19 protein-coding genes are annotated in these 17,539 nt (G+C 50.5%); 3 read left to right on the top strand and 16 right to left on the bottom strand.

Annotation, left to right across the window (positions count from 1 at the left end; all coding sequences use genetic code 11):
- Window positions 1-262: 262 nt before the first annotated feature.
- Window positions 263-1,657 carry a carbohydrate porin gene (locus LZ634_RS18930; RefSeq protein WP_234507993.1) on the top strand — a complete coding sequence of 465 codons (1,395 nt, stop codon included), beginning with the start codon at window positions 263-265 and terminating at the stop codon, window positions 1,655-1,657.
- A 37-nt stretch (window positions 1,658-1,694) separates the two neighbouring features.
- Here LZ634_RS18930 and LZ634_RS18925 read toward each other — a convergent pair whose 3' ends face one another.
- The 7 genes from LZ634_RS18925 to LZ634_RS18895 form a co-directional block, all read right to left on the bottom strand.
- On the bottom strand, window positions 1,695-2,423 hold the full coding sequence (locus LZ634_RS18925) for a GntR family transcriptional regulator (RefSeq protein WP_234507991.1): 729 nt from the start codon (window positions 2,421-2,423) through the stop codon (window positions 1,695-1,697).
- Between the two features lie 112 nt (window positions 2,424-2,535).
- A complete protein-coding gene (locus LZ634_RS18920; RefSeq protein WP_234507989.1) occupies window positions 2,536-3,786 on the bottom strand; it encodes a PTS sugar transporter subunit IIC in 1,251 nt (416 codons plus the stop codon).
- 27 nt (window positions 3,787-3,813) lie between these two features.
- Window positions 3,814-5,121: a 6-phospho-beta-glucosidase gene (locus LZ634_RS18915; RefSeq protein ID WP_234507988.1), complete on the bottom strand. Its 1,308-nt coding sequence runs from the start codon at window positions 5,119-5,121 to the stop codon at window positions 3,814-3,816.
- Between the two features lie 174 nt (window positions 5,122-5,295).
- Window positions 5,296-5,610 (bottom strand): L-rhamnose mutarotase, encoded by a 315-nt coding sequence (rhaM, locus tag LZ634_RS18910; protein WP_234507987.1) that lies wholly within the window; start codon window positions 5,608-5,610, stop codon window positions 5,296-5,298.
- Window positions 5,607-6,755, bottom strand: coding sequence for a lactaldehyde reductase (gene fucO / locus LZ634_RS18905; protein WP_234507985.1), 1,149 nt, complete (start codon window positions 6,753-6,755; stop codon window positions 5,607-5,609). The genes rhaM and fucO overlap by 4 nt, the downstream gene beginning before the upstream one ends.
- A gap of 146 nt (window positions 6,756-6,901) precedes the next feature.
- Window positions 6,902-7,732 (bottom strand): rhamnulose-1-phosphate aldolase, encoded by an 831-nt coding sequence (gene rhaD, locus LZ634_RS18900; protein ID WP_234507983.1) that lies wholly within the window; start codon window positions 7,730-7,732, stop codon window positions 6,902-6,904.
- A gap of 265 nt (window positions 7,733-7,997) precedes the next feature.
- Window positions 7,998-8,567 (bottom strand): recombinase family protein, encoded by a 570-nt coding sequence (locus LZ634_RS18895; protein ID WP_234507981.1) that lies wholly within the window; start codon window positions 8,565-8,567, stop codon window positions 7,998-8,000.
- A gap of 99 nt (window positions 8,568-8,666) precedes the next feature.
- On the opposite strand from LZ634_RS18895, the gene LZ634_RS18890 reads away from it, so the two are divergent.
- Together LZ634_RS18890 and LZ634_RS22650 are read left to right on the top strand one after the other, a co-directional pair.
- Window positions 8,667-9,131 (top strand): hypothetical protein, encoded by a 465-nt coding sequence (locus tag LZ634_RS18890; protein WP_234507979.1) that lies wholly within the window; start codon window positions 8,667-8,669, stop codon window positions 9,129-9,131.
- Between the two features lie 12 nt (window positions 9,132-9,143).
- The gene (locus LZ634_RS22650; protein ID WP_265179006.1) at window positions 9,144-9,278 is read left to right on the top strand and encodes a hypothetical protein; all 135 of its coding nucleotides are present in this window, start codon (window positions 9,144-9,146) and stop codon (window positions 9,276-9,278) included.
- Here LZ634_RS22650 and LZ634_RS18885 read toward each other — a convergent pair.
- Genes LZ634_RS18885 through LZ634_RS18845 form a run of 9 tightly spaced genes read right to left on the bottom strand, consistent with a single transcriptional unit; the run spans window position 9,259 to window position 17,517 of the window.
- Window positions 9,259-9,840, bottom strand: coding sequence for a tail fiber assembly protein (locus tag LZ634_RS18885; protein WP_234507977.1), 582 nt, complete (start codon window positions 9,838-9,840; stop codon window positions 9,259-9,261). The two genes, LZ634_RS22650 and LZ634_RS18885, sit on opposite strands and share 20 nt — an antisense overlap.
- The gene (locus tag LZ634_RS18880; RefSeq protein WP_234507975.1) at window positions 9,840-10,745 is read right to left on the bottom strand and encodes a hypothetical protein; all 906 of its coding nucleotides are present in this window, start codon (window positions 10,743-10,745) and stop codon (window positions 9,840-9,842) included. The genes LZ634_RS18885 and LZ634_RS18880 overlap by 1 nt, the downstream gene beginning before the upstream one ends.
- Window positions 10,746-10,756: 11 nt before the next feature.
- Window positions 10,757-11,335: a YmfQ family protein gene (locus tag LZ634_RS18875; protein WP_234507972.1), complete on the bottom strand. Its 579-nt coding sequence runs from the start codon at window positions 11,333-11,335 to the stop codon at window positions 10,757-10,759.
- A complete protein-coding gene (locus tag LZ634_RS18870; RefSeq protein WP_234507970.1) occupies window positions 11,320-12,396 on the bottom strand; it encodes a baseplate J/gp47 family protein in 1,077 nt (358 codons plus the stop codon). The genes LZ634_RS18875 and LZ634_RS18870 overlap by 16 nt, the downstream gene beginning before the upstream one ends.
- Window positions 12,386-12,838, bottom strand: a complete 453-nt coding sequence (locus tag LZ634_RS18865) for a phage GP46 family protein (RefSeq protein ID WP_234507968.1) — start codon at window positions 12,836-12,838, stop codon at window positions 12,386-12,388. The genes LZ634_RS18870 and LZ634_RS18865 overlap by 11 nt, the downstream gene beginning before the upstream one ends.
- A complete protein-coding gene (locus tag LZ634_RS18860) occupies window positions 12,835-13,377 on the bottom strand; it encodes a phage baseplate assembly protein V (protein ID WP_234507966.1) in 543 nt (180 codons plus the stop codon). The genes LZ634_RS18865 and LZ634_RS18860 overlap by 4 nt, the downstream gene beginning before the upstream one ends.
- Window positions 13,368-14,471 carry a phage baseplate assembly protein gene (locus LZ634_RS18855; RefSeq protein ID WP_234507964.1) on the bottom strand — a complete coding sequence of 368 codons (1,104 nt, stop codon included), beginning with the start codon at window positions 14,469-14,471 and terminating at the stop codon, window positions 13,368-13,370. The genes LZ634_RS18860 and LZ634_RS18855 overlap by 10 nt, the downstream gene beginning before the upstream one ends.
- On the bottom strand, window positions 14,471-15,739 hold the full coding sequence (locus tag LZ634_RS18850; protein ID WP_234507962.1) for a DNA circularization protein: 1,269 nt from the start codon (window positions 15,737-15,739) through the stop codon (window positions 14,471-14,473). The genes LZ634_RS18855 and LZ634_RS18850 overlap by 1 nt, the downstream gene beginning before the upstream one ends.
- Window positions 15,739-17,517: a phage tail tape measure protein gene (locus LZ634_RS18845; protein ID WP_234507960.1), complete on the bottom strand. Its 1,779-nt coding sequence runs from the start codon at window positions 17,515-17,517 to the stop codon at window positions 15,739-15,741. Before LZ634_RS18845 ends, LZ634_RS18850 begins: the two co-directional genes overlap by 1 nt.
- Window positions 17,518-17,539 lie beyond the last annotated feature (22 nt).

Raw genomic sequence — 17,539 nt, 5'->3', positions numbered from 1 at the left:
AATATTCTTTATTAATATTTAACGTCGACATTCTTCTTTTCTTCACTTTCAATGTTATCTCGCTCACGATCTTTAAACTGCCGTTGTTTACGCGCTAAACTTTATTAGCTAATGTGCCTATGCCGATTGAAACTGTGTTTGTTTGCAACTTAACATTTTGTTTTATGGCTAATTAATAAAAACATTCATCGCTATTATATCAATGCACACGAGATCTCTCTTGAGATTTCTGGGGTATTCTTTATTTCAAGGAAAGTGAATAATGAATAAATCGACCTTAGCTATCGCTATTGGATTATTATTAGTGGCCAATACCGGTTTCGCTAAAACAACGAAAATGACGTTGGAACAGCGACTGGAGCAGTTAGAATCCCGTCTGGAAGCAGCAGAAGGCCGTGCCGATCAGGCCGAGCAGAAAGTACAGGATCTGCAGGTACAGCAGGCCAATGAAATTAAAGAAATTAAGGCCGCACAAGGTAATACGCCGGTGAATGCCCAGACGTCAGCGGAAGAAACCAAGAAAAATGCCACTACACCGAATCTGGTGCTCTCAGGCTATGGCGATCTGAAAATCTACGGTGACGTGGAATTCAACATGGATGCGGCAAGTAATAAGGGTGTACTTGCGATGATGAATCCGGACTCTAATAGCGATTCGACTAATGAAAAATGGGACATAAATGGTCGTATTCTTCTCGGTTTTGACGGGGTGCGTAAATTAGATAACGGCTATTATGCCGGATTCTCGGCGCAGCCGCTGGGCGATTTGTCCGGTTCGGTCAATATCGATGACTCGGTCTTCTTCTTTGGTAAAGAGAGTGACTGGAAAATTAAAGTTGGCCGTTTCGAAGCCTATGATATGTTCCCGCTAAACCAGGATACCTTTGTTGAACATTCAGGAAATACCGCGAACGATCTCTATGATGATGGCAGCGGCTATATTTATATGATGAAAGAAGGTCGCGGTCGTTCGGATTCTGGCGGCAACTTCCTGATGAGTAAACAGCTTGATAACTGGTACTTTGAACTAAACACTCTGATGGAAGACGGTACTTCGCTGTATCAGGATGATCAATATCACGGTCGCGATATTGACCAGCAGAAAAACGTTATCTACCTGCGCCCCGTTGTGGCGTGGTCGCCAACGGATGAATTCACCGTTTCGGCCGGTATGGAAAGCAACGTTATCAATAACGCTTACGGATATACCAATAACCAGGGACAGTTTATCGATCAGTCCGACCGTACGGGCTATGGCTTGACCATGACATGGAACGGGTTGAAGAACGATCCGGATAATGGTGTCGTCATTAACGCCAATACTGCCTATCTCGATGCGGACAATGAACAAGACTTCACCGCAGGAGCTAACGTACTGTGGAAACGCTTCGAGTTGGGTTATATCTACGCCCATAACAAGATTGATGACTATGCGGGCGTTGTGTGCGACAACAACTGCTGGATTAATGATGAAGGAACGTATGATATTCATACTTTCCACACGTCGTATCAGTTCGCGAATGTTATGAATATGCAGAACTTTAATATCTATCTCGGCGCGTATTACTCCATCCTGGACAGCGATGGCGATAATCATAATGGTACCGGATCTGACGATCGCTACGGTGCACGCGTTCGCTTCAAATACTTCTTCTAATTATTGTGGTGAGGAAAACGCCCGCGATGGGCGTTTTCTATTTTCCTACCCAGCTATTTTTAACCTTGAATTTATCTGCGCGGTTGTAGCTACAGGAGTAGTTGAACGGCGTGCCGTCTTCAAGTTTTGTTACCCCAGTCACTTTTAACATTGGCTTTCCGGCCGGAATATTCAGCAATGAAGCCAATGTGTCATCAAAAATGTCAGCCTCAATCACTGAGTTATAGAATTTTATTTTCTTACCCGTTTTGATTTCGATATATTCGTACAGCGATCCCTTTTCCAGTACCGAATTCTCAATAACATCGATAATGGCGCAATCTATCCATGAGTCTTCAACCAGTGCTGGCTCGCCATCAATCATGCGCACGCGACGGATATAATGAACGGGCTGTTTGCCGGTAAGGCCAAGATGCTGGGCAACGAAAGCGGGAGCGGGGATTATTTGCGCTACGATGAGCTGGCTAGTGACTTTTGCCTGCTGCTGAAATTCACGTGAGAAACCCAGAATAGAGCTGCTGCTACCGTTATTGAGCATAAAGACATTGTCCTGCAGGACGCGGGAAACAAACATCCCTTTACCGTGAACTCGCTCAATAAAACCTTCCTGCTCAAGGATATGCATCGCTTTCTGTAATGTCACTCGCGTGACATTGTACTGGGCCGCCAGCTCGCGCTCAGACGGGATTTTATCCCCAATGGCGTATTTTTTTTCCAGAATAGCGTCTTTTATGCTGTTTTTTATCTCGATATATCGAGCTGTCATTTTCGTTTCTTCCGTGGGCATCCAGAGAGCGGGGAACTACTTCACGATTGATTTCACGGCCAAGGGTGAAGTAGCGTCCAGTGTATCATGGCTCTCTAAATGACCATGGTCATTATGCGTTAACCTCTTTCAATCGGGCGTCTTCTATTGCCTCTGTCGCCAACTGGTTTTTTTCCATCATTTTGAAGAAGGGGAAATAGATAACCGTTGAGATGATAACCATGCAGCCCGACCATATGGCTGCGGGAATGTTACCGGCCGTGGCGAAGTAGGCATTCAAAATCGGCGGCATCGTCCAGGGGATCTGAAAGACGGGCCGCGCAATAATATTAAAATCCATCAGCAGATACGAGCAGGTACACAGCACCATCGGTGTGATGATCAAGGGCAGCATCATTAGTGGGTTGAATACCATGGGAACACCGAAAATGACGGGCTCATTGATACAGAATATGGCGGGCCCGATAGACATCCTTCCCAGCGATTTATAATACCGGCTTTTTGAGACAATCATGGCCAGAACCAGTCCCATGGTGGCCCCTGAGCCGCCCGAGCAGATAAAAAAGTTATAGAAACCTTCTGCTGTGATATGCGGAACCGGCTGATGCGCAAGGAACGCTTCTGTATTTTCGGCGATGAATTTTAAAAAAATAGGGCTGGTTATCTCGGAAAGAACATTGGTGCCATGAATACCGCAGCACCATAACAGCGAGATTAAAAAGACCAGTAGCAGCATCCCCGGGAGGGTATCAAGCCCCATCACTAACGGACTGAGGATGAGGGTAAAAAAAGCATTGATGTCAAAATTCAGAATCACCCGGATAAACCACACCAGTACCAGGCATACGACAGCGGGAATGAGGCTAATAAATGACTGCAGCACCGCAGGAGGAACGCTGTCAGGCAATTTGATATAGATATGGTGGGTAATAAAAAAGCGGACGATATACACGGTGAGAATGGAGAGAATAATGGCTGAGAACAGCCCGGATGCGCCAAAATTATCGACGTTGATTTTCCAGTGACTGTCCAGTTGTGCCATTAAAAAAACGGCAACGGTGATACAGCTGCAGCTCATCCCATCCAGCGAGAGCTGTTTGGCCAGGTTGTAGCTGATACCAATGGCCGCGATCAGGCCAATTGCGCCAAAGGTCACACTGACCGGTACGCTAAGTGTATCGCTGAAGCTGCCTAATAGCTCACGCCATCCGGGAATGGGCAGATTAGCGACAATCAAAAAAATACTGCCCGCGATAATAAAAGGTAATGTGTAGGTAATTCCATTACGCACGGCGACCAGTACCGTATTTTCTCCAATTTTCACTAAAACAGGTACCACACGACTCTCTAAGAACTTGATCATGGGACTATCCTTAGTAAGGTATTCCGTTTACTGATATTGCGGTAAATAGTCGCGGTTGGCGGCCAAATAGTCGGCAAGTATTTTTTCGGCAATATCCACTGATGGCACTAATGGATGGGCCGAAAGTGCCAGTAGCGCAGTTTGTTTATTTCCCGTTATTGCGGCTTCGACCGTTAATTCTTCGAAGGCTTTTACGCTTTGGATTAACCCTCTGACGGATGTGGGCAGCCGGCCATATGCCAGTGGATGAGCACCAAGGCTGTCAATCATCGCATTGGTTTCTATCACGGCATCATCGGGGAGATCTGGTGTTGTCCCCTGGTTTGGCACGTTGACGACATGTATTTCTCGTTTGTTGTTGTAAATTGCGCTAATGATCGAACATGCGGTATCGGAGTAGAGTGCGCCGCCGCGCGCGGAAAGTGCCGCCGGTTTTTCACAGAGATTCGGGTCGCGATACAGTTCAAAGAGCGACTTTTCAATGACCAGAGACTGCTCGCCGCGCGTCCCGCCATGCTGAAGTTCATTTATTTCATGTTCCACCATTTCCCGATTCATGTAGAAGTACTTCAGATAGGAGAGGGGATACAGTTTCAGCGAGCGGATAAACTCGGCGGGCAAGCCGAGGTCGGGGATATTTTTCAACGTATTAGAACCGACACCTTGAGCAAGTTTTTCAATAAAATCGGCGGTGAAATCCTGCCCTGTAACCGCAATCCGGTCGGCGAAAATTAAATGATTTAGCCCGATAATTCGTGCGTAAACATCTTCTCGCTCAACACCGTATGCGGCAGCAACATCGCGCATCATACTGTTAGCGCCGCTACAGATACCTAACGATTTAATCGGGCTGTATTTTGCGATAGCTTCGGTAACGATGCCGGCCGGATTGGTGAAGTTAATGAGCCAGGCGTTCGGGCAAAGCGTTTCCATGTTTCGGCATAAATCCAGCAGCACGGGGATGGTTCTTTGGGCCTTCATAAAACCGCCGGGCCCAGTGGTTTCCTGGCCTAACACGCCATACCGTAACGGGATTTTCTCATCCTGAATGCGTGCGGCAAGCTGCCCAACGCGAATCTGCGTGGTGACAAAATCTGCGCCGGCGAGCGCCTCCTGCAGGTTGGTCGTCAGATGGACGGTCATATCGATACCCGCCTTTTTAACCATTCGTTGCGCCAGCGCTCCGACAACTGCCAGCTTTTCTTCACCTGCTTCGATATCGACTAGCCAGTATTCGCTGACGGGCAACTCGTCATGACGACGAATGAATCCATCAATCAGTTCTGGGGTATAGCCTGAACCCCCGCCAACGGTGACAACTTTTAGTTTTTTCATGTTAACCCCACTCCGTTATTTTAACTGGCGTATGCCAGTTTGAAGGGAAGTTAACACAACGCAATCGGGTTTCAATGGCAGGAAGTGGGGTTGCGATAGGTTTTTTTAAAAGTGGGAGAAAGATCGAAAAATGAGCGAAGTGAAAAAAGCCTTCCCGGACGGGAAGGCTTGATGTTAAGCCAGGTAAAACACTTCTTTCAGCTCTGCGCTCACAGGACTGTTGTCCGGATTAGCGGGCATCACGTCGGTCATGTATTTCCACCAACGCTGACATACTTCGGTATTGGCGACCGCGTTCCAGCGCTCTTCGGACTCAATCTCAACGGTGGCAAACAGCAAGTTACGCGCTTCATCAAGATAAATCGCGTAGTGGTGCGCGCCGTGCGCTTTCAGCACAGACTCGAGTTCAGGCCAGATTGGGCTATGGCGCCGCTGATATTCTTCATGTGCGTTGGCGTTAACCTGCATCACAAAGGCTTTGCGGATCATAATGCCTCCAGGTATAGCTCGCGAACTTCATCGCGACTGGCGGTGCGTGGGTTACATGGCGCACACGGGTCAGCCAGCGCTTTATCCAGCCAGCCTTCGATATCTGCTTTAGTGACACCCAGTTTGCTGAAGCCTTCCGGAATACCCACGCGAGTGCTTAGCTGACGGATAGCGTTGATGGCTTCCATGCTGGCCGTTTCATCACTCATATTGCGGGTATCGACGCCCATAGCCTGCGCGATGCGGGCAAAACGCGCGACGGCGTTAGGGCGGTTAAAGTTTTCAATAACCGGCAGCAGAATAGCATTGCAGACACCGTGCGGCAGGTTATGGGTTGCGCCCGGCTGATGCGCCAGCGCATGAACTAAACCCAGACCGGCGCTGTTAAACGCCATTCCCGCCAGGTACTGACCGAACGCCATCTGCTCGCGCGCTTCCAGATTATGACCGTCATCCACGGCTTTTGGCAGCCACAGGGTGATCAGGCGAATGGCTTCCAGCGCGTTGGCGTCGGTTAGTGGGTGCGCCCCGACGGAAACGTACGCTTCCACCGCGTGGGTTAATGCATCCATACCGGTAGCGGCGGTCACGGAGGCCGGGATATCCAGCATGACGCTGGCATCATCTACTGCGATATCCGGGATGATGTTGGCGTCGATAATGACTTCTTTAACCTGACGTGCAGTATCGATGATTACCGCGTTGCTGGTCATCTCTGCGGCGGTACCGGCGGTGGTGTTGATAGCCACCAGATGCACCCCGGCGTTGACTACTTTCCCTACGCCTGAATAGGCGGTGGATGGGCCCGGGTTAGCGGTAAGGATCTTAACTGCTTTTGCGGTATCAATTGGGCTGCCGCCGCCGAAGGCGATGATATAGTCGCAAGATTCAGCCTGATAGGCCGCATAGCCTTTCTGCACCAGCTCTTCCGTTGGGTTTGGGAAAACCTCGTCGAACAGATGGTATGGCATGTTATGCGCGCTCAGGGCGGTAAACAGGCTATCCAGCAGACCGAGCTTAACGAGCTGGCCGTCGGTGACGATCAGCGCCTTGCCCCACTGCTTACCGGCAACCAGATTGACCATATCGCCGATAGCGCCCGCGCCGTGCAGGCTGATCTTTGGCAGTGCTAACATAAAACTCATGGTGTTTCTCCTTGATACCTATTGGTGAAATCCTGCCCTCCCTCATCCTGTGGGGTGGCTTGTGCTCCACGGTTTTGAGTTAGCTGGTTTGCAGGTAACAGAATTTTCCCCTGCGGAGCGTTGCCCGCAGGGGCTATGCGACGTTTTTACTTGTACAGGTTTAACGCGCTGGCCATCGGGGTGACGCCAAAGCGCTGGCCGAGGGCAACCAGTTCTTGTTGAGTGATGGTCTGCTTCATGCCGCCCATTGAGTACACCTTCACCAGGACTTCGGCAGATTTTTCGGCGGTATCAATCAGGCCAAAAGTTTCATCGAGCGTTGGACCGCTGCCAAAGACGCCGTGGAACGGCCACAGCACCAGAGAGTGCTGCTGCATGGACACTGCGGTTGCCTGGCCGATTTCATCGGTGCCTGGAACCATCCACGGCAGAATGCCCACGCCGTCCGGGAAGACCACCAGACACTCGGTACTGCCTTCCCACAGTTTGCGGGTAATCAGCGCGCTGTCGTTTTCCAGCACGTAGGTCAAGGCGATCAGATTGGTGGCGTGGCAGTGCATGATCACGCGGTCTTTACCGCCGGTCAGCTTGATACGTTCACAGTGTGACAGGAAGTGTGCAGGCAGCTCGGACGTCGGTACCGCTTCGTGAGTCAGCCCCCACAAAATATGGTAGCCCGCACCGTCGCTATCGATTTTCACTACGCCGAGGTTGGCGGCAGGGTCGATCTGGACGTTACGGAAGAATTTACCGGAGCCGGTCACGATAAACGGCGTATTAGCCAGCATTGGCATCGGCTGGCTCAGGGCGATATAGCGTGGTTTGGCGTGGAAATCGGCGGCAAATGGCGCGATGTCGGCTTCGTCCAGACGCAGGGTCAGGTTGCCGCCGTTACGCTCGTCCCAGCCTTTCAACCAGGCGTCAGAAGTGGCTTTAATCATGCCCTGGACGAACCAGGAATCGGTAATATTCTGCATAGTCTTGTTGTCCTGTGTACTTTGATGCCCGATGGCGCTGCGCCTATCGGACCTACAATGACTGTTGTATTGGTGCGGGTTTTCCCCTCACCCTACCCCTCTCCCCAAAGGGGCGAGGGAACTGTTCGGTTGTAGCGCGGCGCATAAATTGCGAAACTTTGACAGCTAAAATTGGATCGCCGCAGACGTTCTAACTTTAAGTGACATTGAAACAATTATGGACGTTAGCCATGTAGCCGCCGGTAAAGCGGCCACATGAAATTGGTCACAAACCAGGAGAGACAGACATACTACTGGGGAATTTTTTGTAAAGAGTAGATATACCTATTCCATATTGTGCAGACACTTCCTTGTGAGTTTTACCAGACTTCAGAGCTGACTCGCATCTGTTCCAGTCGTCATCTGTAAACTTAGGCCTACGGCCACCCACACGCCCTCTAGACCGAGCAACGGCAAGTCCAGCCAGCGTTCGTTCACTATTGAGATCGGACTCATATTGAGCCGCAGAAAGAATATTGCGGAAGTTATAGCGCCCACTGGCGGTGCTCAGGTCAACGCCATCCGTAATAGAACGGATATTAACATTTCGTTCTGCGAGGCTCTGAAACGTCAATAGAGCATGAAGAACATTGCGTCCAATACGATCCAGTTTCCAAATGACCAGTTCATCACCAGGCTCTAGCATCTCAACCACTTTTTTCAATATCGGTCGATTCGTCTTACGGCCAGAGGCCTTTTCTTCAAAAATCAACTTACAGCCAGCAGCTCTGAGCGCCTGCATTTGAAGCTCGGTGTCCTGATGGTTACTTGAAACTCGCGCATACCCAATAATCATAAAGTGGTCTCCCGCTCATCTGACAATTCGTCAGTTGAACCAGGTTACCAGGTTTTCTCATTTGACGAAGAAATTCACTGGTGCCCACTAAAGGTTGGTTTGGAAGATCTGCCAGATTCGTTCGGTTCAGCGGCTGGGAAAGATGTCGGCACAGGTGCTGATGATCTGCCAACAACAAGCCAGGCCGACGAGCGCTATAAATGGAAACATTGGGCTAATTCTGCCGGAGTCGTAGTGGCAACCAACACCCCCATAAAAATCACTCACGGACTTACAATCAACCCTGACATGTGTGTGCTGAATATCAAATATCGATGCAGAGCTGCCAACAACGGCTATGAGATTGGTGATTACTGCATCGGATTTGGGCCTCGCGTGTCTGGCGGGGACACGCAAGCGGTCGCTGGTTCTATTGGCGCGTTGCTTACGGACGAATATTGCCAGTTCAACGTAGGAAATGCTGGCATGTTCATTATGCCAAAAAACTCTGGCGTCGTTGTCGGGCTTAATAGCCCATCAGCATTCTCTCAGTGGGCGCTTGAATTCCATATCCTTTACCATTAACGGGAGACATTCATGGACACCATTTACAGCTACTGGATTGATTCAGATGGTTTTATTTATATCGGCGATCAGATTAAGGGAGCGAGAGCTGCGACTGACGATGAGATCGCAGCTCATTTAGCTGAAGTTACTGGTTCGGGGGAGTAGGCCATACCGGTGCTGCTGTATCAACACGCATCAGCAGCACCCGATATTTTTTCCACGCAGTAAGTGCGGCTGTTTCCTCTTCTGTGGCCTCACCAACATCAACGGCATCCTGACGCCAGGTGATTTCAGCATTAGCCGTATTGAGCAGTAACGACCGCTGGAATTCCGCTTCTGCCTTCGCGGCTTCCTGCGCAGCTGCGGAGTCAGTTACCCATTTAGCCCCATCCCAGACATCATACGGCGTAGCGGGCGCAACGGCGGTTAGCCCATCAGCTAACGGGCCTAACGTCTTAATCCTCACGTCATCGCCGGTAGCCGTTTCATATGCTGTTGTACCGCGCAGATCAATAACCTGCTGCCATTTAGCACCATCCCAGCAGACGGCGTGACCTGCATCAGCAGCAGGGGCCTGGGTTAGCGATGATGGTCTGGGGATGCCCGTCCCCGCCAGAATGCGAACATCATACGTGTTAATAAACTCTCCGGTTGCAGAGTCAAACCCGCTCACAGTTACGATATGCGTTTCTGTCGCGTTTCCATTTTTATCGAATAAATCAGTCATTATTTAGCCCTCACAATCATATTCCATGCGACGTTTCTAACCCGGTTCTCTGATGCGGTGGGGACATACAAAGATGCGTCAAACTTTAACCCGTTCATTGGCGCGCCTAAGTTACTCACTATCCGCGAGTATTGAGTGCCTGTATTCCTCTTCACTGCGCCACTAAATCCATTATCTTGATAGTCACCGGTAATGGGGGACCATGTCCCAACGATGTTGCGGATCGCATCTTCTTGTGAAGACATTAAAACGCGTGCAATGTCGATACCCCTCTCATTATCCCACCCACGGGGAACATAGCCGCGCATGTCAGCTGGCAGTTTGTTGGTTGGGTGCAGTTGCGCCAGCATAGGATATTTGACGGAATCGAATGACTGCCCCATGTACGGAATAAACTCCATTCCACAATCCGGCCAGATTTCCTGCGGCATTTCCGATCGCGGCCACTCGACCAGTTCACCGATCATCGGTGCTCCGTATTTGAGGTTTCCCAAACCAAGCTTTGTGAGAACGCCAGCGGCATTAGTTTGCGCCAGAATTTCGCGAGCGAAAGCTGTCAGGGCCGTCATGCCAACTTCATCTTCACCGGTGAAGTACGGCATTTGGTTGGCCGACGTGACCAATGCAGCTATTGCTGTAAGCAAAGCACTACTTTCAGTAGCTTTCTGGCGGATGGCTTCTTCAACCGCAGCCTGAAGCTGGTTCAGATTTGATTTTTCTGGGTTTACACCATAAGCCGCAAGGAAATTAATCAACTCAGACTGGATGATATTGAACCAGTCCGGCCCCGGCCATGTTGGGGGAACACCATTGCCACCTTCGGTGAAAAATAACGGTGTACTGCTTAATACTTCTTTCACAGGTGGCATAACTGGCACACCTGTGTTGTTATCAACAAAATACATTGTTGTACTCCTCAGGAATAAAAGAATTCATAGCCTGTGCCTGCCAGGCGATATTTTGACAATACGCACTCCAGATTGCTGGCGCGGTCTGTCAGTAATGGGGTCATTACGTTATCGATACAGGTGAATCTTCCGCCCTGAATGCCCTGGACGTTAATCTGCAATAACCAGCGATAACGGGCTGGGTATAAGGGATACATGCAACTACGCATACAGTGATGTGGAAGGATTGCATGAACTGTGATCGTGAAACCCAGCGCTTTAGCCACATCTTCAATTTGCCAAGGGGCCAGCCCACCTTTGCGGTGATACTTTTCCACAATGGCTGCTCGGCGCTCCTCGACCGTTCCTGTCGGCAGATCACACTCAGGTAGTTCAAGGTAGTCCTCCCAATCTGGTAATAACTGGAAGGTGGTTTCAGGGCGCATTTCTCTTAATAACGCATCACCATTCGCTTCAACCCGATTTAAACGGCGAGCTAAGGCCCGTAAAAACCGGGTTAAATCAGCATCCTTTTCGCATGGCCATGCTTTGCCACGCGGCATTACCTGCTGTAAAGCGTGGAGCCAATCATCTACGCTGTGAGCCATGTGATATCCCCTATCGTAATGAGTTCCTCTGTTGTGGCAGGGACATCAGCAATAACCGTAAGCATGTAATCGGTGACGCCGGCAGACGTTCCAATTGCAGTTCTTAAGGAGGAAACCTGTAATTTTTGACCGGGGGAAAGTGTTTTCTGTAACGCAATAAGATTGGCCTCAACAGCAGCGCGGGTGGTGTCATTATCTGGAGTCAACTTGATGGACATAGGCACTGGCTTCAGAGCCAATTCCACGGGCCAGACCTCAATCCCTCCGGGTTTTCCAACATAATTACCAGTGGCAGGATCTGTGTGACGGAAAAGATAAATCTCCATAGCCTCACGGTCAGCTGAGGTAGGGGTAATAACAGGGCGACCATCATAGACCCAGGAAAGACCAACCGTTCCTGAGCCATGCCAGGCATCAAAACACCATGCACGACTAACACCAGCCATTTCTCGCGCCCAAAGAACGTAATCATGCACAGCACCACCGACTGGTGGATTGCGCTTGCGAAATAGCAGACGGTCAAGCAGTTCTTCGATAGGTTCAATGTCTGAACCACCTGTGATGCCAGAACCAGAGACACTACCATTGCTGTCGGTTCCAGCGACAGGAGATAACAGCGTCATCACATCACCAGCAGGTAGATTGCCATCAACCCCTTCATCTTCTGCCTGGACTTGAACGGTAATAACACTGTTAACGGGTTGAGATGAACTGAGAACCTTATAAACAGAACCGCTTGATGTCTGCATTTCAGTATCAACAGGCAAGGCTGCAGCGCTGGTGAACGTTACCGGCCCTACAGCAAAGGTTGCCAGCTTCCGGATAACACCTTCAGAAGTGGCCGTATCAATAATCGTTTGGTCATCAGATTTCGGCGAAGGAATTATCTGGTCCGCAATCCAGCCCTGATGGTCATAAATATCCCGGACCTGACTGCTTACCGAAATATTAATAGCATTCTCAACCCCAACAGGCGGTAATGAGGGAATATTGAGTTCAATCTCAATATCTTTTTTCCCGTCGGCAATAATTTTGCGTAATGCCGGTACGTTAAATGGCATTGGAGGTTGCCTCCCAGCGTCGGCTTAATTGGATATTGAGCACTGATTTATCAGGCCGGGTTAAGATCACAATAAAATTGATACGGTCAGATGCTGCAATGGTGGCCGTTACACTGGCGGTCCGGGCATATCCCGAACGCAACAACGGTTGCATCGCTAAACGGGCGTAATCTTCGACCCGGAGTCGAACAGTCTCGATTAACTTCTCACGTTCAAGAAGCCAGAGTTTTGACCCCCACGGGGTTTCGCTGAACGTGTCACCGGGCCAACCGCGAGGGTCGTCAGAGCCATCAGGTAATTCATCATCGGCGTCAGCGCGAGCATCGGTGAATAAGCAGAAAAGGACTAAAGTAACAAGCCCGTCGTCAAGCGACAGGCCGTCATGCTGAACGGTGATATCACCGCGAGATAAGAGGTTTTGCCAGTTCAGTCCAATCGTCATAAGGGCGCAGTTGTATCAGCATTGTCGCCATCCTTATGAATATGTTTGAAGAAGGATTTACCATTAATAGTAATATCCTCGGTGAATTCAGAAGGACCGACGAATTTAAGTTGAGCGCTATTAATCTCAAATAATTCGTCGGCGGTATAATTTACCCGTTTCCCTCTTACGTCGATGATTCCGCCAGCCTTCAGAATAATCATCGACTGGCCGTCCTGATGATAAAGACATACATCACCTTCATCCAGTCCTTTTGGGCGACAGCGCTTATCTTCAACCGCGATAGCGACCAGACTTTCACGCCGCCCGCCAACGGCAAGAATAATTGCCTCGCTGCCTGCAGGAGGGACAGAGGTAAATCCGTACTGCTGAAAACGTTCGACATCGTCATTTGTCGCATCTGCCAGTGACTGAACCTGCAAATTCTGACGCCCCAGACTATCAGTCACAATTCGGACAACAGCACGGTCAACAATGAGACGAAGACGGCGGGCAAGCTGATTCAGCGTGCGGCCAAAATTTGCCGGATTTAATCCCATGTTGCGGTTACCTTTGCTTTACTGCCTTTTTTACCTTTCCCCTTGGCCTTTGTTTCCGGCAGATCGAGTGATTCAGGTGGCACCAAAGCCAGTACTGAAATACGGCCACCATCACCTTCAGAGAACGTCACCGTCTTAATCAACCATGTGGTATCGAGGTTCTGAACCGGGTCGCGAATATCCGTGAGGATATTCGGTTGCCATAGCGGGCCTGTATCACCGTTCTCACGCCAGCCCGCAACAGTAATCTCGGTTGTGTTCGCTTCCCCCATCATTCGGGCCTTGTACCAGTCACCTCGCGTACTGGCACCGCCGACTGTCAGACTATCTTCATTGACCAGAATTTTCGGGCGGTAGCGGTTGATCTCATTGTCATCAATACTGACCTGACGACCACCAATGATTTTTGCTGGCTGGTCATCCCATGTGCTGCCGCCAGCACTGGAACTGCCTTTAACGATGTACTGACTGGCGCGTTCTCGCCAGCTGAAGCGGCCACGGGCCGCGAGAATGTTTTCACCCAGGACTAAGGCAACAGAGGCGCGACGCTTTGATGCTCGGGTAATAACGAGGTTTCCGCTGGCATTCGACGTAAGCAGCACACCGCGCTGTTTCGCCAGTCTGTCGAGCAGTTCAAACCCCGTCTCACCCTGCTCAAGTACCACGCTCGGAAATGAATCACCGGTATCGGTCTCGCTGATGACGCTGATGCCGTAAGGCTGGGCAATCTCCCGAGCCAGTTGCTCAAGACGAACACCTTTCCATTGCCCCGATTTATGCACGACAGAGCTATCGACCAGATCGCCAGTCTTGTCGCGGCCCATCACCCTGATTGAAACATTCTCAGCATCATAACTAGGGATAAAGTCATCGATGTATCCCGTCAGGACGATATCGCTGCCAATATCCACCGTACAGGCCAGACCTTCTTTAATGGTGCGAGGGGCAGCTTCAGACCACTGAGTGGTGACCGTCAGGTCGAATTCGCCGGCAATAGCATCCAGTGACCGGGTGATGGACATTTCCGTCCAGCCGTCCCACTGCTGCCCCTGGACGGCTAACACCACAGTTTCCGGGGTTTGCTGCTTATCCATTATTCAATAACCTCAATCGTGGTGGATGGAAGAATAAAAGACGGATCACGCAACCTGTTTCGAGAGACAATGGCTTCCCGATTTTCGGTATCACCCGTTTCACGCCATGCCAATAGCGCCGCCGTCGTTGTTACTGTGGTGTTGAGTGTCCGGATATCGGGCAACTGAGCGCCGCGAACCCGAACATCGTTCACCACGGCAAAGCGCAAATCACGTAATGTTCGCCACAGCTCACGCTGGCCATTTTCAACAGCTGTGACAGCTTGCTCAGCCAGCTGCTGCGCGAGCTTATCACCTGCCTGAATAGCTTCATCTGAGGTCGAAAACTCCATTGTGGCCACCGCTTCAGCCTGAGCAACGACAGAGGTAATAATGACCATCTGGCGAAAGTCGCTGATGTTGGTCTGCATGGCTGTCGATGGGGTGATCGTTGTTGTTGGTACGCTGCCGGCAATACCCATCACACCATTTGCAGGCGAGCTGACAGTGACTGGCATATTCGCGGGCAGGCTTTTTGTCGCTGATTGCGCGGCGCGTTCTCCAGCCCATTGGCTACGGAGCTGGTCATAGACACGAAGAGACCAGGGCGGATCGCTGACAATGTCGCGAACGCTGCTGGCCAGACTGGAGAACTGCCGTACAAGCTCACCTGGTTTCGCGATGATTATGCCGGCAAGGTCTTTAAAGCGGCCTGCGCGGTCAACCCAGTCAGTCAGCGCTGAGGGGATCGTGGGCAGATTCATCACCAGCCCCTGCAGGTCATCCAGCAGCGTGTCGGTCATCTCGCCAAGGCCATCAAGCGCCGCAAAATAATCACCATTGGCCAATGCCTCAGTGACGGAATCAGCAGCGCTTAATGCCGTCTGGCTGGTATCCTCTTTCGGGGCGGGGAAAAGGCGCTCACCAGCCTCAAATACCTCAAAGCTGATATAGGCAATACCACCTTCTTCAGTACTCAGCTTATGGGAAACCTTGCCCACCTGGACCTTCTGAATACCAAACCACGGGTGCACCAGTTCGCCGGGGCCAGCAGTATTAAGGGCGGTTAAAAGCGCCTCTAACTGCTTTTGATAGTCCTTCCCAATCAGCTTGCCGTTGATTTGTTGCTGGGTCAGGACCGCACCGTTATCTTCCGTCCAGCCGACTTCCTTTTTAGGGTATGCACGTGGAATCGCACGACGCCCGCTAGTACCTTCGTTATCAGCTAAATAGAAAGGTACATTCCGGAATGATGCCTCATGCAGAGTTTCCCATTTACCAGTAACCATCAGTTCTGCTCCACATTAGATACGCCAGACTGGGCGCTCAGAGTGACACCTGGCTGGTCCATCTTGACGCTTTTAACACGAGCATCGCCCTCGACTATCACGCGAATCTCTCCCTTCAGAGATGGAGGAACGGCAGGATAAGAGGATGACTGGGGCTGCAGACTAGCCCACGGCTGCGGGTTCGCTATCTGCGGAGCATTTGCCGTGCTAGTGAACCAATCTTTAATATCGTTCCACATGGTACGACGGTTGTTATTTTCTTTAACCTTCTGAAGTAAATCGCTCTTCTGCTCGTCAGTCTCCGGGAATGGAATAATTGAAGTAAGTTCACTAGCGGTTGAAATCGCTGTTGTTACAAGGCCGGGATGTAATGAAGGATTCTTTTTATTCTGACTATCAGGCAGTTCTGGGCCGTTGTCATTGCCCATTCCACCTTTACCCATATTCACTACATAAACAGGCATCACGCCGGAGCCAAAAACATCAGCAACTCCTTTAGGGATACCTTTCCCAGCACCGGTACTGAACATATCCACCACGCCTTTACCCAACTGAAATGCCTTGCGGGCAGCAATGATGCCACCCACGGCGATCGTGATATTCTTGCCAATCTCAAGCCAGTTCTGCACGGTCTCCTGGTCCACGGCGTTCAGGGCGTCAGCCAGCTCCTGCACAGGTTTAGCCAGATTGCTATTGGCAAACTTTTCCCACGTGGTGCTTAAACTCTGGATAGCAGAGGTAAAATCCTGTGCCGCATAGGCGGCGTCATCAAGAATACCCTGACCGTCGGCAACGACTGACTGATAGCGCTTTAAGTTCTCAGCTCCTTTACCGGACGTTACGCTGCTGATTAAAAGAATACTGTCCTGATTAAAGCCCGCCCCCAGCAAGCGTGCGTTCTGCTGTTCAGCCCCTTTACTGCCTGACCGTTTGGATATTTCCTGCAAGAGAACAGGCAAAGACCGCATTTGCCCCTCTTTGTCGAACACATTGATGCCATTGTGTTTGAGGGTTTTTACCACTTTGGGAACCTGAAGATCGCGAATCAGGTTTTCAACTGCAGTAGCAGCGGTATCTCGATCGCCCGTCACGTCAATAGCCGATTCCAGCGCAACACCGACATCTTTGATACCAGCCACACCTTTACCACCGGCCGCTGAATACATTGAGAGCGCCCGGACACCTTTTTCAGCAATATCCTTTAATTCAAAAGCGCCTTCTTTACCCAGCTTGTTTAAGGTGTCCATCGCTTCCAGCGTTTGCTTTTCAGACATCAACTGGTATTTAGGGAACTGGGCAAAAAGCCCCCCGATAGACTCCCCTGAACCGCCAGATGCTGCAATTGATGCTGCAAGGTTGTTCTTATTTTTAAAGCCAAAGTCGATATCGCCAGTGACGGTACCAATTTTCTCGACAGCGCCAATCACTTCACTGTCATCCACTTTGAACTTAATGGCCGCATCCTGCATACCGCCGAACATCAGCGCCATTTCTGCGCGGGTTTTCTCTGCAGCAAGACCCATTCGCGTGATACGACGGTCTGTCTGGGCAAATTCTCGCAGCATGGCTCCGCCAGCAAACCCGGCAATCATTCCGGTATAACGGTTCCCCAACGCATCAAGCCCACGCCCTGCAGCTGCTGATGTCGCTTTTACAACAGACATCGCTCGCTCGTTGCGGCGGGCGAACTCGGTCATGTTCGCCCCATACTGGCGGGCCTTGGCGGTCAGGTTGCCGGCAAGGTTAATCAGGATTTCAGTTGTGAGGCGGCTTGCCATGTTGCTTCCTCAGTTGGTCTGT

The sequence above is a fragment of the Kluyvera intermedia genome, assembly GCF_021440345.1.
Lineage (GTDB): Bacteria > Pseudomonadota > Gammaproteobacteria > Enterobacterales > Enterobacteriaceae > Kluyvera > Kluyvera intermedia_A.
The sequence above is the reverse complement of the archived record's forward strand: the minus strand, read 5'-3'. Positions and strand labels throughout refer to the sequence as shown.

Coding starts and splice junctions, on each gene's coding strand:
- LZ634_RS18870 (WP_234507970.1), bottom strand. CDS start 12,396: ATGCCATTTAACGTACCGGCATTACGCAAAATTATTGCCGACGGGAAA.
- LZ634_RS18930 (WP_234507993.1), top strand. CDS start 263: ATGAATAAATCGACCTTAGCTATCGCTATTGGATTATTATTAGTGGCC.
- LZ634_RS18915 (WP_234507988.1), bottom strand. CDS start 5,121: ATGAAAAAACTAAAAGTTGTCACCGTTGGCGGGGGTTCAGGCTATACC.
- LZ634_RS18885 (WP_234507977.1), bottom strand. CDS start 9,840: ATGACTGATTTATTCGATAAAAATGGAAACGCGACAGAAACGCATATC.
- LZ634_RS18845 (WP_234507960.1), bottom strand. CDS start 17,517: ATGGCAAGCCGCCTCACAACTGAAATCCTGATTAACCTTGCCGGCAAC.
- LZ634_RS18920 (WP_234507989.1), bottom strand. CDS start 3,786: ATGATCAAGTTCTTAGAGAGTCGTGTGGTACCTGTTTTAGTGAAAATT.
- LZ634_RS18865 (WP_234507968.1), bottom strand. CDS start 12,838: ATGACGATTGGACTGAACTGGCAAAACCTCTTATCTCGCGGTGATATC.
- rhaD (WP_234507983.1), bottom strand. CDS start 7,732: ATGCAGAATATTACCGATTCCTGGTTCGTCCAGGGCATGATTAAAGCC.
- LZ634_RS22650 (WP_265179006.1), top strand. CDS start 9,144: ATGGACACCATTTACAGCTACTGGATTGATTCAGATGGTTTTATTTAT.
- rhaM (WP_234507987.1), bottom strand. CDS start 5,610: ATGATCCGCAAAGCCTTTGTGATGCAGGTTAACGCCAACGCACATGAA.
- LZ634_RS18850 (WP_234507962.1), bottom strand. CDS start 15,739: ATGGTTACTGGTAAATGGGAAACTCTGCATGAGGCATCATTCCGGAAT.
- LZ634_RS18880 (WP_234507975.1), bottom strand. CDS start 10,745: ATGTATTTTGTTGATAACAACACAGGTGTGCCAGTTATGCCACCTGTG.
- LZ634_RS18860 (WP_234507966.1), bottom strand. CDS start 13,377: ATGGGATTAAATCCGGCAAATTTTGGCCGCACGCTGAATCAGCTTGCC.
- LZ634_RS18875 (WP_234507972.1), bottom strand. CDS start 11,335: ATGGCTCACAGCGTAGATGATTGGCTCCACGCTTTACAGCAGGTAATG.
- LZ634_RS18925 (WP_234507991.1), bottom strand. CDS start 2,423: ATGACAGCTCGATATATCGAGATAAAAAACAGCATAAAAGACGCTATT.
- fucO (WP_234507985.1), bottom strand. CDS start 6,755: ATGAGTTTTATGTTAGCACTGCCAAAGATCAGCCTGCACGGCGCGGGC.
- LZ634_RS18895 (WP_234507981.1), bottom strand. CDS start 8,567: ATGATTATTGGGTATGCGCGAGTTTCAAGTAACCATCAGGACACCGAG.
- LZ634_RS18855 (WP_234507964.1), bottom strand. CDS start 14,471: ATGGATAAGCAGCAAACCCCGGAAACTGTGGTGTTAGCCGTCCAGGGG.